Here is a 17,017-nt window from a genome sequence, read left to right as displayed (position 1 = left end):
GTAGAATATATACGGCAGTAACGCCGTAATGGAGGAAGTGTATAATATGACTACTAATTTGAATACTAACATCCGTTTAAACGCCGGGGATCTATCCTTCACTTTTACAAACAGCGGGGACTTGTTCCAAGTCCTCTACGAACGGACAATGATCAATCAATTGCTGCCAAGCATTGTGGATGGTTCATTATCCAATCTATATTTGCGAGTGCACAATGATGGAAACATTCAAGCCATTCCTTTGCTGGGCATTCATTCTTCAAGCACTGTACGTAAGGCTGGAAACCGTTTGGTTTGGGAAGGTACTGCGGAAAATATTGAATATCAAGTTATTTTCACCCCTACTGCAGGAGGAGCTTGGTTCTGGGATGTGAAGCTTACTGGACAAAATGCAGAGGTAGATCTCGTGTACGGACAGGATGTAGGGATTGCTGATATCGCCGCTGTCCGCAGTAATGAAGCTTACCTGTCACAGTATATCGATCATGCGGTATTTGAGGATCAATCCAACGGGTACGTTGTTTGCTCTAGACAGAATCAGCCGCAGGGCGGGAAATTCCCATATCTGCAACAGGGTTCACTTACCAAGGCAACAAGCTTCTCAACAGACGGTTTTCAATTCTTTGGACTGTCCTATAAAGAAACCAACCAACCAGAGAGCTTGGGTCTTGAGCAATTAAGTAATGAGATCTATCAATATGAATTCGCATATACTGCGCTGCAATCGGAACGGGTGAAGCTGAGCGGGGAAACACGGTTTGTGTTCTACGGATTGTTTAAGCAAGATCATCCAGAAGCGATCACTGCGCTAGAATTTGCTAATGATATTGCTGCGGCTTGGGATGCTGTTAAAGATTTACCTTTAGAAGCTGAAGCAGCACTTGAACGTTCTTTCTTCTCGAAGGAGCTGGGAGCACCGCTGGCTGCAGATTCGCTGACAGAGAAAGAGATCGGGGTCTTGTTTCCGGTTCGTTATCAGGAGGAGAGAGAAGGAGACACACTACTTTCCTTTTTCACGGAGAATTATGAGCACGTAGTATTAAAAGAGAAAGAAATGCGCGTAGAACGGCCACACGGCCATATCCTGATGAGTGGGGATAACGCTCGACTTAATGATAAGGTCATCACAACAACTTCTTATATGTACGGGATCTTTAACTCCCAAGTGGTAATTGGAAATACCAATTTCAACAAGCTAATGTCCAATCCAAGAAATGCGCTTAACATTCCAAAAGCTTCAGGACAACGCATTTATGTAGAGTGGAACGGTGAATATCGTTTGCTGACCATGCCTTCTCTATTTGAGGTTGGTTTCAACTATGCTCGTTGGTATTACAGAACAGATGGTGAATGCTTCATTATTACGAACTACACCACCGAAGATTCGCCAGAGATATTCCTGAATGTGCGTTCGGAAAGCGGACGAGCTTATCGTTATTTAGTCACTAATCAAATCACCATGAACGTTAATGAATACGAGCTTCCATATCAATCTAAGCAAGAAGGTGGAGCAGTAATCTTCTCCGCTGACAGAAGCGCACTAAGTGCTGGTGAATATCCTGACTTACAGTATAAATTACAGGTACAGGGTGCGGAGTTAACTCTGCAGGATGAAGGTAGACTTGTCTCTCCTGTTCAACCAACTGAAGCGCCGTTAGCAGTTCTGGAGCTGTCTGCCAGCAGTGAATGGACCTTGAATATTCAAGGGCTTCTGGATGGTAAGTCACTTGCTCCAAGAAATCGTTCAGCTGAGGAAGAAATTTCTGCTTATCGCGCGTTTTATGCTCGTGTGATGAATGGCTTCCGCCTGACGCTTGGGGACGGAACAGAAGGTGAACTGTTTAAGGTTAACGCTCTGACTTGGTGGTACACACATAACATGCTGGTTCACTATTCGGTTCCACATGGTTTAGAGCAATATGGTGGCGCTGCTTGGGGAACCCGGGATGTATGTCAGGGACCTGTGGAATATTTCATGGCTACGCAAAAATACGAACAGGTTCGTGAAATTTTGCTGACGCTGTACAGTCATCAATATGAAGATGATGGCAACTGGCCACAGTGGTTCATGTTTGATAAATATACGAAGATACAACAAGAAGAAAGTCATGGAGATATTATTGTATGGCCGCTTAAGGTGCTTGGAGACTACTTGGCAGTAACTCAGGATTACAGCATCTTGGGAGCAACAGTACCGTATACCCGTAAGCACAGCTTTGACTTTACAGAAGAAAAGGCGACGTTGCTGGATCACGCACGGAAGGAAATTGCTTATATTAAGGATCATTTCCTGCATGACACACATCTGTCTTCTTACGGTGATGGAGACTGGGATGATACGCTCCAGCCTGCAAATCCACAGCTGAAGCAGTATATGGTCAGCAGCTGGACAGTGGCACTTACCTATCAGACACTTAATCAGTTCTCAGAGGTGCTTCGTTCAGTTGATCAAGCTGAGGCAGAGGAACTGAAGACGATGGTGGAAGGAATCCGTAAGGATTTCCATACTCATATGCTTCAATCCGAAGTGATTCCTGGCTTCCTGTATATGGAGGACCCTGAGCAGATTAAGCTTATGGTGCACCCAAGTGACACAGAAACAGGTATTCAGTACCGTCTGCTGCCAATGACGCGCAGTATGATCAGTGAGCTGCTTACTCCGGAACAGGCCGAAGCACACTATGATGTCATTCAGGATAAACTATTCTGTCCTGACGGTGTACGTCTGATGAATCGTCCAGCTCAATATGTTGGCGGGGTCAGCACCCATTTCAAACGTGCGGAGCAAGCGGCTAACTTTGGCCGGGAAATTGGACTACAATATGTGCATGCACATATCCGTTATGTAGAGGCTATGGCTAAGCTCGGTAAAACCGATCAGGTCTGGAAGGGTCTGGCAGCGATTAATCCGATCGGAATCCGCGATGTGGTGCCAAACGCTGAACTACGTCAAGCTAACTCCTATTTCAGTAGCTCGGATGGTAAATTTAACACCCGTTATGAGGCACAGGAGAATTTCGATAAACTGCGCAATGGTGACGTAGCTGTTAAAGGTGGCTGGAGAATCTATTCCAGCGGTCCTGGGATCTATATGAACCAGTTAATCTCGAATGCACTGGGGATCCGTACGGAAGGTGGAGACTTAATTGTTGACCCGATTCTGCCGGAATCGCTGGATGGAATGCACTTCAGCTTTGAATATGCAGGCACTAAGGTAGACTTTATCTATCACCTTACAGGTCGTGAGATTAGTCAAATTACTATCAACGGTACGGAAGTGCAAACAGAAGGTACACCTAACCGCTATCGTAGTGGTGGTGTTCGCATCAAACGTGCGGACTTTGATCGTCTCAGCACGGAAGCTGGAAATGTGATAGAGATTTATAAGTAACATTATATATAGAAGGGCAATCTCCGCGTTAAGCGCGGAAATTGCCTTTTTTGTGTTTTTTACATTCGGCTCGGTGTCGGTAACCCAAGCACTTCGAGCACATCTCCCAAGATGTCCTTGAATCTTGAAGTGAGCCAGAGGCGGAATTCGATCGTAGCTGGATCTCCTTTTAGAATCGGACATACAGAATAGAAGTTGTTGAACAGTGTAGCTAAGGTATGTGCGTAAGTGCAGAGCGTATTTGGCGTTAACTCTATACTTGTTGAATGTAATATCTCGGGCCAGAGGCTTAGCTGTCTTAGCAGCGCAAGCTCTGCTTTTTCCAATTCGGAAGGGAACTGAAGCTGTGCGGCAGCTGTAAGGATTGGGATCGTAGCTTTACTCAAAACGCTTGTCGCACGCGCAAAAGTATACATCAGATAAACTCCGGTATTGCCGGATATTTCGGTAGCCTGTTTGAAATCAAACACGATTTCCGTTCCTAAATTAAACCGCAGCAGATAGTAGCGAATCGCAGCAGTGGCAATCAATCGGCTGGAGAGGCCGTCTTTATCGGAACGTGAGTGCTCAATGTTCTGTTCCATAAGCTCCACCAGATCGCTTACCTTAATCCCGATTCCCTGACGTCCGGACATAGCATAAGAAGATTTGCCTTCTGAAATATCTATACCCAGCTCGGCCGCCGAAGCGGGACTAAGAGATACAACACCATAGCTCACATGATGGAGTTTGTCTGCTTGCTCGTTATAACCTAGTGCCCCTAAGGCTTGCTTAACCATCTGTTGTGGATATTCCTGTCTGTAATCGATCACATTGATGACTCTGTCCGCCTGCCCATAAGATTCTTGGGTTCCAGTTAATCCAGTTGTCCATAAACCGGACGAGAATTCGCTATAGGAGAAATCTTTGGTCAAAAGACCAAATTTCCAGAGATGATAGGCAATATCTTTGGCTGTATACGTTAAAATCCCATTCGAACGCACCAGCACCTTATCGAGCTGATGCTCCTCTGAATCCGCTCCAATGTTAGCCTCTGTTCCTTGCTTCAGCACCCAGCAGCCTGCGAGTTTACCTTCAGTCTCTTGTACAAAAACGGCTGTCTGCTTCAGTAGCTCAGCTGCGGCTGCCCAAAATCCCTCTTTTAAAATACTGCTCTCCCATACCAGCAAATCATAATAAATTCCAAAATGTTTCATTTCCTCTACATGCTCTCTAACGATGCGTTCAGCTACAAGGTTGCCCAGCCAGGCTTCGTTACCGCCCCCTAGTTCAAGGGAGTGAAGTATATCTGTGCGCTTGTGTGTCATCTCAGGGTTCAGCGCATATTCTTTGTTCACTTTGGCATAAAGATCCCAGCAAAAATCACCGAAACGTTGGTGTTTCCCTTCTAAAGGTATATTTAATAATCCAACAACTGTATCCGCCAGCTGATTGCCGAGATCATCAATGTAGTTATGGACCTCTACGTTATACCCAGTTCTTTTCATAATTCTGACTAGAGTATCGCCGATACAGGCGTTTCTTAGATGACCTACGTGGGCGGCTTTGTTGGGGTTGATAGAAGTGTGCTCGATGATGACTTTTTCGCCAGTGCTGGCAGGCAGTTCAAAGGAATGTTCAGCCCAGCTTTGCCAATTCATATACAAATTGATAAATCCGGGAGCAGCGACTTCAACTTTTTGTAAAAGACCGGCGAAGCGCCCTTGGAATTGAAGCTCTGCTTTCACTAATTCTGCTATGACCATTGGGGATTTACGTAGAGTTTTGGCTAGCTGCATAGCAATATTGCATGAATAATCACCATGTTCTAGATTTGCTGGCTGTTCGATCAGAATGGCAATGTCCTCTGGATAGTCAGCTCCTAAGGTATTGAATACACGTTGTACACTGTGCTCGATTCCGTCTTTGATGATTTGATTTAACATGGTATACCCTCCTTTGAAAATACAAAAAAGCCCTCGTCTCAAAAGAGACGAGGGCTTTAGCGCTCGCGGTACCACTCTCGTTGCTGAACAAGTTGTTCAGCCACCTTACGGGATAACGGCCTTCAGCCGGGACTTCCTACTAAGGTTCAGAAGTCCATCTCACGGGTGCGCTTCATTAAAGGGATCTGTACCGGCTTACACTCTCCCGGCTCGCTGAGGACTAGATCTCGTTAACTACTCTCCCGCTCATCGATGCTTAATTAATTTTTACCAGTATACCTAATATTTCATAAAAAGCAATAGTGGTTAGCTTCTTAACAATCTTGGTTGCTCTTTGTTGTTAGCTTATCAGTTTAGTAGATTATAAATTTGGAAAAAGAAGGCTGTCTTGTTATAGGACCAGCTGTTCCTTTGCACAACAGTCCACACGCTAACTCAAGCCAAGGAATATTACTATACGGAGCCACTAATCTTTCAAATTGTAGTGGAAGGGAGGAGTGAATAAAACATGGCTATTTTTTCTACTGGACCTATAGATAACAGCCCGATCCTAGGGGTCAGACCGTCGCAACTGGTAACCGTAAAAGTAGTTAATCGGGATTCTCTTAATCCTTATAATCTAGTTATTCAAGGTTTCCTTCTTAACGGATCAAGAACGATGTATGTGAATGAAACAGTAAATCTAGCACCTAATCAAGTTTTAACTAAGAACTATTTTGCCGACTTGGACGCATTTGAATTTGTGTTTACAACAGTAGAAGCGGTTGAAGCAGAGGTTGGGATTTCAGTCTGGGGTAAACAGAACTCAGGGGCATTGGTAGATCCTCATCGCATAGTTGCGTGGGAGAAGCAGGCAGTATTAATTTAATAATTATTTTTGTGACACAGTTAACGTTAAAGGAGTGATGAGAAATTGAGTTATTTATCTACCGGACCGATAGACAATAGTATGGTAGGGGGTGTAAGACCTACTCAGCATGTTACTGTCAAAATTGATAACCGAAGTGACATTGATTCATCAATGGCTCTTGTTCAAGGATACTATATGGATGGGACAAGAACTTTATATGTCAGCGAGCTGATAAATGTAGCACCTAATGAAGTTATAACACGTGATTATTATGCCGATTTTGATGCGTTTGAATTTATTTTTACAACTACAAGTCTGGTAGATGATCCGATTCAAATCTCAGTATGGGGAAAAAATAGCGTTGGCCAGATTGTGACTGCCCATCGACTTGTACATGCAGAATTGCTTGGTGTAACGCAAGGGATAACTGGCGCGACCGGGGCGACTGGTGCAACGGGAGCGGATGGAGCAACAGGAGCAACGGGAGCAGACGGAGCAACGGGTGCTATCGGAGCAGGAGAGACTGGGGCGACAGGTGCAACAGGGGCAGATGGAGTGACTGGTGCAACCGGGGCGACGGGAGCGGATGGAGCCACTGGAGCGACCGGAGCAGGAGAGACTGGGGCAACAGGTGCCGATGGAGCTACAGGTGCAACTGGTGCAACCGGAGCGGATGGAGTAACTGGAGCGACCGGAGCAGGAGAGACTGGAGCTACAGGAGCAGACGGAGTAACTGGGGCGACTGGTGCAACGGGAGCAGACGGAGCAACGGGTGCAACAGGAGCGACCGGAGCAGGAGAGACTGGAGCTACAGGAGCCGATGGAGCAACTGGCGCGACTGGTGCAACTGGAGCGGATGGAGCGACTGGAGCAGGAGAGACTGGGGCAACAGGAGCAGATGGAGCTACAGGTGCAACAGGAGCAACGGGAGCAGACGGAGCAACGGGAGCGACTGGAGCAGGAGAGACTGGGGCAACAGGAGCAGATGGAGCTACAGGTGCAACAGGAGCAACGGGAGCCGATGGAGCAACGGGTGCCACAGGAGCGACCGGAGCAGGAGAGACAGGGGCGACAGGAGCAGACGGAGTAACTGGGGCGACTGGAGCAACGGGGGCCGATGGAGCAACGGGTGCCACAGGAGCGACCGGAGCAGGAGAGACTGGGGCAACAGGAGCAGATGGAGTGACTGGTGCGACTGGTGCAACGGGAGCGGATGGAGCAACAGGAGCGGATGGAGCAACGGGTGCTACCGGAGCGACCGGAGCAGGAGAGACTGGTGCAACTGGAGCGACCGGAGCAACGGGTGAAACAGGAGTAACCGGAGCGACTGGCGTAGCAGGAGCAACGGGAGCAACAGGAGTAGCTGGTGTAACCGGAGCAACGGGTGAAGCTGGTGTAACGGGAGCAACAGGAGTAGCTGGTGTAACCGGAGCAACGGGTGAAGCTGGTGTAACGGGAGCAACAGGAGTAGCTGGAGCAACGGGAGCAACAGGAGCAACAGGAGCAACAGGAGCAACAGGAGTAGCTGGTGTAACCGGAGCAACGGGTGAAACAGGAGTAACCGGAGCGACTGGAGTAGCAGGAGCAACTGGAGCAACAGGAGTAGCTGGTGTAACCGGAGCAACGGGTGAAACAGGAGTGACCGGAGCGACTGGAGTAGCAGGAGCAACGGGAGCAACAGGAGCAACAGGAGCAACAGGAGCAACAGGAGTAGCTGGTGTAACAGGAGCAACGGGTGAAACAGGAGTAACCGGAGCGACTGGAGTAGCAGGAGCAACAGGAGCAACAGGAGTAGCTGGAGTGACCGGAGCGACTGGAGTAGCAGGAGCAACAGGAGCAACAGGAGTAGCTGGTGTAACCGGAGCTACCGGAGTAACTGGAGTAACTGGAGTAACTGGAGCTACAGGTCCGAACATTCAACAAGAAGGGTTTTCTGCTTTCAAACCCTCATTGGCAATTTCCACATCTACACAATTAACTGGCTGGACTGTGACAACACCTTTTTATGATAGCCCGTCTTTCGACGAAGTTGGGGGAAATTATACCATTCCGACAACTGGTAGATATTCGATTGAAGCGACTATCAATTATTCCACAACTGCCTCACTTTCTATCAGTCTTGGTGCTGGAGTTAATCCGGCTTTCGTAGTTCAGAGAACTTCTCCTACTGCAACAAATCTGGTAAGTGGGTTGTTCCCAGTACTTGATGTGAATGTAGCGCTTATATTAGATTTGAGAGCAATTTTGGGAAGTGGTACTGTGACGCTAGCTGGAGAATTTGCATTAACCGCAGGTGATGTGATTGGCTTGTTCTATGTGGCAAATGGTTTGACGGTTCCTTTGAATTTGGGTGGAGCGAACTCAGCAGGTATCGTCTGGTCTGTTCATGAATTAACTTAAGCTTATTTATCTTCAAGTTCAGTGTTTATAACAGGGGTAATTCGGTAGCCGTTAGTGTGGCTCTCGGGTTACCCTCTGTTTTGTTGGCATATGTTATAAGTCGACTGGAACGTTGCTTATTAGATTCTTATTCTATTAAACCATTACAGATTTTTAGCTTATTTTAATAAATCAAATATGTGTAATAGTAGTTTTTAAATGGATGTCCACACCTTAATTCAAAATAAGAATAATACTATAAAGAGCCAAAAAATATGAACTGATTTGTAGGCTCATAGATTATCAACTTAGAGCAGGGGGAGGAATGATTATAGATAAAACCCTAGTTTATACGTAACTCTTGAGGATAGTTTTGTTCAGGTGAGTTGATTTTCGAAATTCAAATAATACGAGTATTATAATTTCATAAAAAATGAGGTGTTGAAAATTGAGTCAACTATCTACTGGTCCCATAGAAAATAATCTGGTAGGCGGTGTAAGACCTACTCAGCTTGTTACTCTTAAAATTGTCAATCAGAGTGATGATACTCCGTCAACGGTTCAAGTCGAAGGCTATTATATGAATGGGACAAGAACCTTATATGTAAGTGAACAGGTTAATTTAGCTCCTAATCAAGTGGTTAATAGGGATTATTATGCAAACTTTGATTCATTTGAATTTCTATTCACAACACCTATTACGATTGATGATCCCATTCAAATTTCAGTTTGGGGGAAGAGTAGCACAGGTCAATTAGTGACTGCTCATCGCCTTGTCTACTCTGAATTATATGGAGAAAATATAGGAATTACAGGTGCTACTGGAGCTACAGGAAGCGTTGGTGCAACGGGAGCGACAGGTGCTGGCGTAACCGGAGCCACAGGTGCTGGAGCCACGGGAGCGACAGGAAGTGCAGGGGCAACGGGGGCGACAGGAAGTACTGGCGAAACCGGAGCCACAGGTGCTGGAGCTACTGGAGCGACAGGAAGCGTCGGAGCAACGGGAACGACAGGAAGTACTGGAGCAACGGGAGCAACAGGTGCTGGTGTAACTGGAGCGACAGGAACTGCTGGAGCAACGGGAGCAACAGGAACTGCTGGAGCAACGGGAGCCACAGGTGCTGGCGTAACGGGAGCGACAGGAAGTGTTGGAGCAACGGGAGCGACAGGAACTGCTGGAGCAACGGGAGCGACAGGAAGTGCTGGAGTAACGGGAGCGACGGGTAGCGCTGGAGTAACGGGAGCGACAGGAACTGCTGGAGCAACGGGAGCAACAGGAACTGCTGGAGCAACGGGAGCCACAGGTGCTGGCGTAACGGGAGCGACAGGAAGTGCTGGAGCAACGGGAGCGACAGGAACTGCTGGAGCAACGGGAGCGACAGGAAGTGCTGGAGTAACGGGAGCGACGGGAACTGCTGGAGCAACGGGAGCGACAGGAAGTGCTGGAGTAACGGGAGCGACAGGAAGTGCTGGAGCAACGGGAGCGACAGGAAGTGCTGGAGCAACGGGAGCGACAGGTAGTGCTGGTGTAACTGGAGCGACAGGAAGTGCTGGAGCAACGGGAGCGACAGGAAGTGCTGGAGTAACGGGAGCGACAGGTGCTGGCGTAACTGGAGCAACAGGAACTGCTGGTGTAACTGGAGCAACAGGTGCTACTGGTTCAGGTGCAATTATTCCATATTCTTCTGGTCTTCCAGTAGCAATGACCACTGTATTAGGGGGGCTTTTGAATACTTCAAGTGCAGTTGGTTTTGGTAGCAGTGCAACTAATATCAGTATTACAGGCGGTACTATAGATCTTACCGGAGCGGCTGGAACCTTGCTGAACTTTGCGTTCTCGGTTCCTAGAACTGGAACGATTACGTCTATGGCAGCCTATTTCAGTGCGACAGCTTCCGTTAGTTTAGTGGGGTCTACGGTAACAATCACGGCTCAATTATACAGATCTACTACACCTAACAATACCTTCACAGCAGTACCTGGGGCTTTAGTTACGTTAAGTCCTCCGCTTACAGGATTAATTGCTCTTGGAACTATTAGCAGTGGTAATACCACAGGTTTGAGCATCCCTGTAACTGTGGGAGAACGCTTGTTGTTGGTCTTCACTTCGACGGTCACGGCTGGCATTGACGTTGCAACAACTGTTGCTGGCTATGCTAGTGCAGGAGTTACAATCGCATAATCTGAAGAAAAAGGGATATCCCGATAGCCCTATGGGCTGCAGGATATCCTGATTTTTTCTCCAACGTTGTTATTTAGATCATTAGAATCTCCCGGATGTCTTGCTCTGTGAGGGTAGACAAGCTTTCTTGACCTGGCTGGATGACCTCATCGATCAAGTTCTTTTTCTTCTGCTGCAGCTCATACATCTTGTCCTCTACGGTGCCTTGGGTGACGAGACGAATTACTTGCACTACATTTTTCTGCCCGATACGGTGAGCCCGATCCGCAGCTTGCTGCTCGACGGCAGGGTTCCACCAAAGATCGTAAAGGATTACAGTGTCTGCCCCAGTTAAGTTGAGCCCGGTCCCGCCGGCCTTTAAGGAGATTAAGAAAATATCACGCTCTCCTTCATTAAATTTATTACATAAATCTACTCGTTGAGAAACAGGCGTTTGACCATCTAAATAAAAGTATGGAATGCCCTGATATCCTAGTTCACGTCCAATCAGGCCGAGCATCTCTGTGAATTGTGAGAATACTAACATACGTTTACCCGAACTGCGACATTCTTCTATAATTTCGAGCAGCTGCTCGAATTTAGCAGAGCTTCCTTCATATCCATCGACAAAAAGAGCAGGGTGGCAGCACAACTGTCGCAGACGAGTTAGTCCCGCCAGAACTTTGATCCGATTATTATTGCCGAAGCTATCTTGGGTCAAATGCTTAAGCGCCTCTTTTTTCAAACGGGCGAGATAAGCTACATATAACTTTTTTTGCTCCGGCAGCAGTTCACATGCTTGTACGGATTCGATTTTGTCCGGAAGTTCCTTTAACACATCACTCTTTAAGCGCCGCAGCAAAAAGGGACGCGCCCGCTTCGCAACCGTTTCTCTTGGTAAATCATGAAAAGCTTTTTTGCCTGGAAACAACCCAGGGAACACGGTGCCGAAAATGGACCATAAATCTTCCAACGCATTCTCCACGGGAGTACCCGTAAGTGCAAAACGGTGCCGGGCTTGAAGCGCCATTACAGCTTGGGCTGTCTGTGTAGTATGGTTTTTTATAGTTTGTGCTTCATCGAGAATCAGGGTATGAAAAGACTTTTTAGCATACAGCTGAACATCTCTGCGAAGCAACGGATAAGAAGTGATGATTACATCAGCTTTTGCTGTATTTTTTAAAATCCGCCCGCGCTCAATTAGACTACCGTCTGCAATGACAGCTTTGATCTCTGGCGTGAATTTTTTAAGCTCATTAAGCCAGTTATAAGTGAGAGACGCAGGAGCGACAATTAGGGCAGGAAGTCCATTCTGACGGATCTCTGGAAGTTCTGACAGGAGAAAAGCGATACTTTGCAGCGTTTTGCCTAACCCCATATCATCCGCCAAAATACCACCAAAACGGTAATGGGCCAACGTCTTCAGCCACTGAAACCCATACTGTTGATAATCCCTTAGCACAGGAACCAGACTGTCAGGTATAGGAAAATCAAGATTCTCAGGATTCCGCATGTTCGCAAGTAACCTTTTAAAGGATCTGCCCAGCTTAATGGAGTCACTCTTAGCATCCGTGGAGGTCAAATGTAGCCCGCGAACAACGGGCAGAGAAAATTCCACCCCTTTGATCTCACCTTCCCGGATGCCTATATCATTCATAAAGGTAATGATTTCTTGAAGCTCCTCGCTCTCCAGCGCTAGCAGGGCCCCATCAGGCAAGCGGTAGTATTTGCGTTTTTCCTGCAGGGATTTCAGAACCATAACAATCTCAGCTTCTGGAATCCCGCCCATATCGAATTTAAAATCAAGCCAGTCCGTCTTTTCATTCCAACTAATGCTCACCTTTGGGGGTGTAGTGCTCGTGAACAGTCTTGCTTTGACTGCGGAGGTCGCATAGACCGAAAGCAGCGGTTCCAGCAGCGGAATGGTATGGTACAAAAAATCGTACTCGCCCTCTTCGTCTGTCATAATGTATCCGCCCTCGGTTTTAGCGAAGGATTCGTGCTCCATCAGCTCCAGAATGCGGGCTTCTCCCTCCCCGTCTCGCAAAAGAATCAAATTCGTCCCGCGAACATGGGCTTTTTCATCTAAGGGATTGATCACAATGTCACCATATTGGAACTCTAGTCCGGCGAGCAGCCGATCTCTCACACGGTCCAGATAAAGTCTCGCGATAAGCCTATGTTGGACAATCCGATCCGCGATGGAATCGGCGATATGGACGTTGCCTAGCTTTTTCAGACCAGGAATAACCTTGTCCATAAAAGACTCCATTTGCTCGGGGGCAATATCGATACCATTTCGGCGGGAGGAATCCAGCATTTTTTTCATTTCAGCAAGGCGTATGCATTCTTGAGGGGATAGCTTCAGCAACTTACCTTCCGACAGTACTATCCCGTAATCTTCTAAGACCGAAATCTGCTCAAGTCCTTGAATATCCAGATGATATCCATCCTCTTCTGCCTGTTCAAATTCAAAGCTGAGTGGAGGCGCCTCATTGGACACGTGGATGCCTTCGTACAGCACCTCTTCTTGTTGCAAAAATACCGACGAGACCTCTGAAAGCGCAGGCTGAAGCGACTCCCAGAAAAAAGGAGGGACGGCCAGCAACCGATCTCCCCCAATACTCCCCCCATAAGGTGAGTAAGGAGTGACGTTATCGCGGTACATTTTTTCATTTAATACAATATCAATCAGCTTCTGTAGAACAACAGTATCTTCCTTCCGGAAGCTGTAAATGGCAGGATCATAGATAAAATGTTTCGTGAACTCAAAGGATTCTCCGCGGTGTACACTTTCTAGAAATCCCCTTATTTTCTGAACAATATATAGACGTTTTGGACCGACTTTCATTTCTATACCCAGCATGGTGTGGCTGTAACTATAAGTGAACGGCTTGCATGTAAACTCTATATTTAGAGGAAGTCTGTTATCTACAAAAGCCCCCGTACCGCTAGGACGCGGTATATGGTTGCCGAACATCCCCAGTAGGCTGCTCACGAGCTGTTGATCTCTGGACTTTCCCCCGTTGTCTCGCACAGTATCTGTAAAAATACGTGGGGTTAGAATCTCAGTATCTTCTATAGAAGACAGGTGCGAAGCTCCGGTAGGCTCTGAATGATCTCGGCCAGTTTTAAGGGCGTCAACGTTGATCAGCACAGCCGCGATATGTTTACAGAATGGCCCCCCATGGGAGTAGGCTGGACAATTACACTCTGCCTGGACATCCCCATCAATATCAATGACCACCATAACTTCATAGTCGATCGCCCCCTGAACAATGGTTTCATATCGAGAGCGGGGCAAATCTGGAATGGAGTCATTGTATTCTTCAACTTCAATTATATCGACACTTTCAGTTTGGTAATAAGCTAATCCTTTTTCAAAAATAGACTTGCCGCACAGCAGTTTGATTACCCGTTCTGATACACTAAAGCCCATAACATAATTCCTTCCTCATAACTTGATCTCGAAAAGTCCGAATTTAATATAGTACTTATGATAACAGAACGGGCGTGCGCATCAAATAGGGGGTGTTGTTTTACTTATTCCATGCATGATAAAAGCGATCGTCAGGTTGATTTCTTCCTCGTCGTTCCAGTCCTTATCTGGCTGCAGCAGCAATCGATTCATCAAATAACCTACGACAGACGAGAGTGTGAAGCGTATAAGTGTGGGTGTAGGCACCTCGATGATTTCACCCTTTTCCTTAAAATGTTCAACAATATCAATCACGCGCTCAAGTATTTTGCTAAGAATATTCTCTACAAACTGCGCTCTAACTGTTGGATGAAAAGGAATCTCCTGAATAAGAATCTTAAGAATTTTAAAATTCTTGCGGGCGAAATCCAGCCGATTGATCATAAATGCCCGCAGGAACTCCTCGAAGCTGTCGTAGGGCATATCAAGCACGCCGTTGAAATTCCGCAGCACAAAAGGCGCAAGCATGCGACTCATGGTAGGACCTACTATGGCAAGCAGCAGATCATTTTTAGTCTTGTAATAGCGAAAAATCGTTCCCTCCGCCACGCCCGCCTTCTGAGAAATTTCACTCGTGGATGTCGCAGAGTATCCTTTTTCGGAAAACACCTCAATCGCCGCTTGTAGAATAGAAATCTGCTTCGGTGTCAGTTTCTCGTCTTTGCCAAGGGTCAGCAGCTCTTCTATCCACTGCTCTTCTATATTTTGTTCCGTAGAAACTTCCTCTTTCATTACAATAACCCTCCATGCTTGATTCATTTTGTTTCAATGATAATAGCTTTTGTGAAGTTACATTTTGCGATGCTTGCGCAGTGCCAATACATTCAGCAGCATAAATAGCAGCGAAAATCCTATAAGTACATAGACATCCATTGCAATTGCGCTCCATCCTTTGCCACGGACCATAATGTTCATCAGAGCTTCTGATCCGTAATAGATCGGTGTAGCGAGGCCAACGCGCTGGAGCCACAGTGGAAGGGTATCGAGCGGGAATAATCCACTGAGGAAGATTTGTGGCACTATAATGAGTGGAATGAACTGAATCATCTGCAACTCATTGGCTGCAAAAGCCGACAGCAGTGTGCCCAACGTCAGCGCTGTCATCGATAGGAGTAATGTTATCAGCAACACGTAACCAAAGCTGCCTGTCATCATAATGCCAAGAATCTGTATGGAATACCATGAGATCAATAGCGCCTGAAAAACGGTAAATATGCCGAAACCACATACATACCCGAGCACAATCTCCCATCTTTTTAATGGAGTCGAAAGTAGGCGTTCAAGCGTGCCTGTGGTTCGTTCCCTTAAGAAGGATACACCTGCAATCAAGAATACGAAAAAGAAAACAAATACGCCAATCATAATGGGACCGAAACGGTCGATCGTCTTCATATTCTCAGAACCGTAAAGATAGCTGATCTGCGGCTGTAATTGTTCCTTTGTACTTGGAAGAAGTTTTTGGGAGATTTGTTGCAGCGTCATGATTACTGCCTTATTGGCTGTAGGGTTGCTACCTTCTAACAGCACTTGAGGCGTTACTTGCGAATCTCCGGCGGTTCCGTTCAAAGTGATCAAAGCGTCAATTTTTCCTTCTACTAAAGCTTCCTTTCCCAGCTCTACGCTGGCATATTCTTTGATGGTGGCATTTTGTTCTTTTAACGCAGCTGACATATTTAGAGGTACACCGGACACACCGATTTTTGGTTCATAGGCGTCACCGTTGAAGACCAAGCTCATTAAGCTTAGAACGAGGAGTGGTGCAATGAACATTAATGCCATCGTTCTTTTATCATGAATGAATTGCCGCAAAATCCTTATGGTGATCGCTCGGATTCTCATGAACGCACACCTCCATAATATAAAAAGGCTTCTTCAATAGAAGCTGAACCGGTGGCTTGCAGCAGTCCGGCAGGCGTGTCGGCGGCAAGTAGCTTGCCATCACGGATCATTCCGAGCCGGTCACATTTTTCAGCCTCATCCATGACATGCGTGGTCAGCACAATGGTGGTGCCTTTCTGGTTCAGCGCTTTTAGTTCCTTCCAGATGGATAGCCGCAGCACCGGGTCTATGCCAACTGTAGGCTCATCAAGAATAAGCAACGGCGGTTCATGAAGCAGCGCGATCGCCAATGATAAGCGGCGTTTCATCCCGCCGGAGTATTGGTCTACTCTTTTTCGCAAATGATCTTGTAAATTAACGATCTCCATTACGGCTGTGATGCGTTTGGAGCGTTGCTCCCCCTTTAGTCCATATAGCGCTGCAAAAAACTCCAGATTCTCCTTCGCGCTAAGCTCCGTGTACAAGGCATCAGACTGGGCCATATACCCAATCTGTTGCAGCATAGTCAGCTTCGGCATCGTCACGCCAAGTATTTTCACCTCGCCGGAGGTTACCTCATCGATACCTGTAAGCAGCTTCACTAATGTTGTTTTTCCTGAGCCCGATGGCCCTAGTATGCCAAAGGTTTCCGCACGTTCCACTTGAAGCGAAATATCCTCGAGCACCTGTTTCTCTCCAAAGGCTTTCCCGACATGGCTCACTGAAATAACTGGAACCTCTGAACCCATGTTTATCTCCTCGATTCTGAATGTTCTGGGATACTTACTTGAGTTGAAGGTGTAGAAGGTGATGGTGATGGTGATGGTGATGGTGATGGTGATGGTGATGGTGATGGTGATGGTGATGGTGATGGTGATGAACTGCATTGCGTTAAACACTCTAATTATATAATGAGTGAGTACTCACTCATTACTGTGCATCAAAAGTTAGGAATTGTAAACCATATATTTTATACAAAGGTATCCCACAGTATTAGCTTAATCCCGATTGACGT

Annotated in this window: 9 protein-coding genes and 1 other annotated feature; of the genes, 4 read left to right on the top strand and 5 right to left on the bottom strand. The window is 46.7% G+C overall.

The annotated features are described in order from the left end of the window. The first annotated feature begins 46 nt into the window (after positions 1–46). A complete protein-coding gene (locus tag NYE58_RS29450) occupies positions 47–3,391 on the top strand; it encodes a GH36-type glycosyl hydrolase domain-containing protein (RefSeq protein WP_341003723.1) in 3,345 nt (1,114 codons plus the stop codon). 59 nt (positions 3,392–3,450) lie between these two features. Here NYE58_RS29450 and NYE58_RS29445 read toward each other — a convergent pair whose 3' ends face one another. After that, complete coding sequence (locus NYE58_RS29445) at positions 3,451–5,316, bottom strand: arginine--tRNA ligase (protein ID WP_341003720.1); 1,866 nt, start codon at positions 5,314–5,316, stop codon at positions 3,451–3,453. Positions 5,317–5,356: 40 nt separating this feature from the next. Then, positions 5,357–5,575: a binding site (T-box leader), on the bottom strand. 249 nt (positions 5,576–5,824) lie between these two features. Between NYE58_RS29445 and NYE58_RS29440 the strand changes: the two genes are divergently transcribed. The 3 genes from NYE58_RS29440 (at position 5,825) to NYE58_RS29430 (ending at position 10,727) form a co-directional block, all read left to right on the top strand. Continuing rightward, positions 5,825–6,184 (top strand): hypothetical protein, encoded by a 360-nt coding sequence (locus NYE58_RS29440; protein WP_036687001.1) that lies wholly within the window; start codon positions 5,825–5,827, stop codon positions 6,182–6,184. Between the two features lie 45 nt (positions 6,185–6,229). Further along, positions 6,230–8,566 carry a collagen-like protein gene (locus tag NYE58_RS29435; protein ID WP_341003719.1) on the top strand — a complete coding sequence of 779 codons (2,337 nt, stop codon included), beginning with the start codon at positions 6,230–6,232 and terminating at the stop codon, positions 8,564–8,566. 427 nt (positions 8,567–8,993) lie between these two features. After that, the gene (locus NYE58_RS29430) at positions 8,994–10,727 is read left to right on the top strand and encodes an exosporium glycoprotein BclB-related protein (protein ID WP_341003717.1); all 1,734 of its coding nucleotides are present in this window, start codon (positions 8,994–8,996) and stop codon (positions 10,725–10,727) included. A 73-nt stretch (positions 10,728–10,800) separates the two neighbouring features. On the opposite strand, the gene NYE58_RS29425 is transcribed toward NYE58_RS29430, so the two are convergent. From NYE58_RS29425 to NYE58_RS29410, 4 genes are all read right to left on the bottom strand, one after another. After that, positions 10,801–14,145 (bottom strand): DEAD/DEAH box helicase, encoded by a 3,345-nt coding sequence (locus tag NYE58_RS29425; RefSeq protein ID WP_341003715.1) that lies wholly within the window; start codon positions 14,143–14,145, stop codon positions 10,801–10,803. A gap of 81 nt (positions 14,146–14,226) precedes the next feature. Beyond that, a complete protein-coding gene (locus NYE58_RS29420; RefSeq protein ID WP_341003713.1) occupies positions 14,227–14,916 on the bottom strand; it encodes a TetR/AcrR family transcriptional regulator in 690 nt (229 codons plus the stop codon). 57 nt (positions 14,917–14,973) lie between these two features. Beyond that, positions 14,974–16,023 (bottom strand): ABC transporter permease, encoded by a 1,050-nt coding sequence (locus NYE58_RS29415; protein ID WP_341003712.1) that lies wholly within the window; start codon positions 16,021–16,023, stop codon positions 14,974–14,976. Continuing rightward, a complete protein-coding gene (locus NYE58_RS29410; protein ID WP_076129437.1) occupies positions 16,020–16,751 on the bottom strand; it encodes an ABC transporter ATP-binding protein in 732 nt (243 codons plus the stop codon). The genes NYE58_RS29415 and NYE58_RS29410 overlap by 4 nt, the downstream gene beginning before the upstream one ends. Positions 16,752–17,017: the final 266 nt, after the last annotated feature.

The sequence above is a fragment of the Paenibacillus sp. FSL L8-0708 genome, assembly GCF_038009325.1.
Lineage (GTDB): Bacteria > Bacillota > Bacilli > Paenibacillales > Paenibacillaceae > Paenibacillus_AQ > Paenibacillus_AQ odorifer.
Note: the sequence above shows the minus strand (reverse complement) of the source record. Positions and strands in the feature narration are given on the sequence as shown.

What these genes read in the sequence shown, in the direction of transcription:
- NYE58_RS29410 (WP_076129437.1), bottom strand. Translation starts at nt 16,751, where the DNA reads ATGGGTTCAGAGGTTCCAGTTATTTCAGTGAGCCATGTCGGGAAAGCC.
- NYE58_RS29445 (WP_341003720.1), bottom strand. Translation starts at nt 5,316, where the DNA reads ATGTTAAATCAAATCATCAAAGACGGAATCGAGCACAGTGTACAACGT.
- NYE58_RS29425 (WP_341003715.1), bottom strand. Translation starts at nt 14,145, where the DNA reads ATGGGCTTTAGTGTATCAGAACGGGTAATCAAACTGCTGTGCGGCAAG.
- NYE58_RS29415 (WP_341003712.1), bottom strand. Translation starts at nt 16,023, where the DNA reads ATGAGAATCCGAGCGATCACCATAAGGATTTTGCGGCAATTCATTCAT.
- NYE58_RS29420 (WP_341003713.1), bottom strand. Translation starts at nt 14,916, where the DNA reads ATGAAAGAGGAAGTTTCTACGGAACAAAATATAGAAGAGCAGTGGATA.
- NYE58_RS29450 (WP_341003723.1), top strand. Translation starts at nt 47, where the DNA reads ATGACTACTAATTTGAATACTAACATCCGTTTAAACGCCGGGGATCTA.
- NYE58_RS29440 (WP_036687001.1), top strand. Translation starts at nt 5,825, where the DNA reads ATGGCTATTTTTTCTACTGGACCTATAGATAACAGCCCGATCCTAGGG.